The organism is Christensenella sp., from assembly GCF_034927525.1.
In the GTDB taxonomy this organism is placed as follows: Bacteria; Bacillota; Clostridia; order Christensenellales; family Christensenellaceae; genus Christensenella.
The window spans coordinates 1-2,727 of sequence record NZ_JAYFPU010000297.1 but is presented as its reverse complement, the minus strand read 5'-3'; the positions used below and the strand labels follow the sequence as shown (position 1 = coordinate 2,727).

Sequence of the window (2,727 nt, the reverse complement as noted above, 5' to 3'; positions counted from 1 at the left end):
ACGGAAATTTCCGTGTAGTCTGTCTTAATACGCATATCTGAATTATCGAAAATCAGGCATACCTCGCAATAGTTCTTTTTACTGCGGCTTTGCGTTCCGTTAAAAATAACGTCCTGCATGCTTGAACCACGCAGGTTCTTGGAGCTCTGCTCCCCCAAAACCCAACGCAAAGCATCGGCAATATTACTTTTGCCGCTGCCGTTTGGACCAACTACGCCTGTGATCCCTTTATTGATAATGATGTCCTTTTTATTGCAAAAGGATTTGAACCCGTTTACTTCGATTCTTTTTAAGAACACTCTTCCGGCTCACTTTCATCCAAAATTCTCACCATGGTATATACTTTAGCAAATTTCTTCTTAAAATAAGGATTCAGCAGCTTTAGCACAAAGAACCCCGCCGCTGCGAACAAAAGCCCCAGTATCGCCGCCAGCGCGTCTTTCACAGGAAAAACGTCCTGCGGGATCACATATCCAAGCCATACGCCCACAAACAGCATGACCAATGGGAAAATATACGCGATCGCTGACGACATCAGGGCGTTCTTCGTCGTAAACTGTACCTCTACCCTGTCATCCATATGCGCGTGCAGCGTATTTTCCACCGTTACCGTGATATCGCTTTGTCCTGCGATCATGCCGCAAGCACCGCATTTGGAGCACGCCGAAGTGCGATTAAACTTAAGATAAACCGTATCGCCGTCGATTCTCGTTACAAGGCCCGCTTCCTTCATTTCTCCACTCCCGCGCACGCGCGCACGACCACGCCCGCCATCAAAAGCCCGCATACGGACGGCACGAACGATATACTCGCCGGTACGCGTTTACCATCCTCTTCTGCCGCCGATTTTAGCGGCGGTTCATCAGAGCATACGACCGTGAGGCTGTCGATCCCGCAGCTTCTCAGCTGTTTACGCAAGATTTTCGCGATCGGGTCACATGTCGTCTTGTAAAGGTCTGTCACACAAAACCGTTCCGGGTACAGCTTGTTGCCTGCCCCCATAGAAGAAACGATATCGATGCCTCTGCTCTTACATTCGCAGATGAGCCGTACTTTAGAGGGTAGGCTGTCGATCGCGTCTACAACATAATCGATATGCTGCCCGCCGAATATCCCGTCAGAACTATCCACATCATAAAACACTTCATGCGTCACTACGCTTGCCTGCGGATTGATGTCCAGTATCCGCTCACGCATCACTTGTGTTTTATATTGCCGAATTGTCGAACTGAGCGCGACAAGCTGACGGTTGCAGTTAGATGGCTTTACAACGTCATTATCCACCAGAATCAGCGTGCCGATGCCTGCACGCGCGATCGCTTCTGCCGCAAACGAACCAACGCCGCCTACGCCGAAAACAGCTACCGTACAGTCCTTCAGCTTGTCCGTCGCCTGCGTCCCGAGCAGCGCGACCGTCCTTGAATCGTCCATCTTAGTCTTCTTCTACACGAATATGCAATTCACGCAGCTGTTTTTTGTCCACCGTATCCGGCGCTTTGGACATCAGATCCGACGCATTTTGCACCTTGGGGAATGCGATCACGTCGCGGATAGAATCTACACCCGCCATCAGCATTGCAAGGCGGTCAAGGCCGTAAGCAAGGCCGCCATGCGGAGGCGTACCATATTTAAGCGCTTCTAACAGGAAGCCAAAACGACTCCACGCTTCTTCATTAGAGAAACCAAGCGCTTCAAACATCTTTTCCTGCAACTCGGTGCTATGGATCCTGATGCTGCCACCGCCGACCTCGTTGCCGTTCAGCACGATATCATATGCCTTTGCACGGGCGTTTGACGGGTCGGAGGTGACCTTATCCACATCCTCGTCCATCGGCGAGGTAAACGGATGGTGCTTCGCCACATAACGTTTTTCTTCCTCGCTGTATTCAAACAACGGGAACTCCGTTACCCACAAAAGATCCCATGTATTCGGCTTGATCAATTCGAGCTTTTCCGCCAGCTTCAAGCGCAGCGCGCCCAGCGAATCATATACCACAGAATTCTTATCGCCCACAAAGAACAGGATGTCGCCCACTTGTCCATCCAGTTGCTGCATGATCGCGTCGATCTCTCCCTGTGTCATAAACTTGGTGATCGGCGAATTGAGTCCGTCCTCGCGGATAGATATCCACGCCATGCCCTTTGCTCCATAGATTTTCACAAAATCGACCAGCGCATCGATCTCGCGGCGGGCAAGTATGTTCGCACAGCCCTTTGCGTTGATCGCGCGCACACTGCCGCCGTTTTTCACGACGGAACTGAACACCTTAAAGTCGCTGCCTGCAACGATATCACTTACATTTTTCAATTCAAGCCCGAAACGCGTATCCGGCTTATCGCTGCCAAAGCGATCCATCGCCTCCTGATACGTCAGGCGCTTTAACGGAAGCTCGATATCGATATCCATTACTTCCTTAAACACCTGCTGCATAAGCCCTTCATGCATCCCCATAACGTCGTCCGCTTCCACAAACGACATCTCCGTATCGATCTGCGTAAACTCCGGCTGACGGTCCGCACGCAAATCCTCGTCCCTGAAACACTTTGTGATCTGGAAATACCGGTCATAACCGGAAATCATCAATATCTGTTTAAAAAGCTGGGGAGACTGCGGCAGCGCATAAAAACTGCCCGCATGGATACGCGACGGAACAAGATAGTCGCGCGCGCCCTCCGGTGTGCTCTTTTGCAGCATAGTCGTCTCGATATCCAAAAATCCGTTGTCCG

At 50.9% G+C, this 2,727-nt stretch carries 4 protein-coding genes; all 4 read right to left on the bottom strand.

The window, feature by feature from the left end; genetic code table 11:
* Positions 1-299, bottom strand: a 299-nt coding sequence (locus VB081_RS11970; protein WP_323401030.1) for an AAA family ATPase, incomplete at its 3' end; no start/stop codon positions are given.
* Entirely contained in the window at positions 290-733 is a 444-nt protein-coding gene (locus VB081_RS11965; RefSeq protein WP_323401029.1) for a SoxR reducing system RseC family protein, read from the bottom strand. The genes VB081_RS11965 and VB081_RS11970, both read right to left, overlap by 10 nt.
* Positions 730-1,431, bottom strand: coding sequence for a tRNA threonylcarbamoyladenosine dehydratase (locus tag VB081_RS11960; RefSeq protein WP_323401028.1), 702 nt, complete (start codon positions 1,429-1,431; stop codon positions 730-732). The genes VB081_RS11965 and VB081_RS11960 overlap by 4 nt, the downstream gene beginning before the upstream one ends.
* A gap of 1 nt (position 1,432) precedes the next feature.
* The coding region (gene aspS / locus VB081_RS11955) for an aspartate--tRNA ligase (protein ID WP_323401027.1) at positions 1,433-2,727 on the bottom strand (1,295 nt) is incomplete at its 5' end.

Coding starts and splice junctions, on each gene's coding strand:
- VB081_RS11960 (WP_323401028.1), bottom strand. CDS start 1,431: ATGGACGATTCAAGGACGGTCGCGCTGCTCGGGACGCAGGCGACGGAC.
- VB081_RS11965 (WP_323401029.1), bottom strand. CDS start 733: ATGAAGGAAGCGGGCCTTGTAACGAGAATCGACGGCGATACGGTTTAT.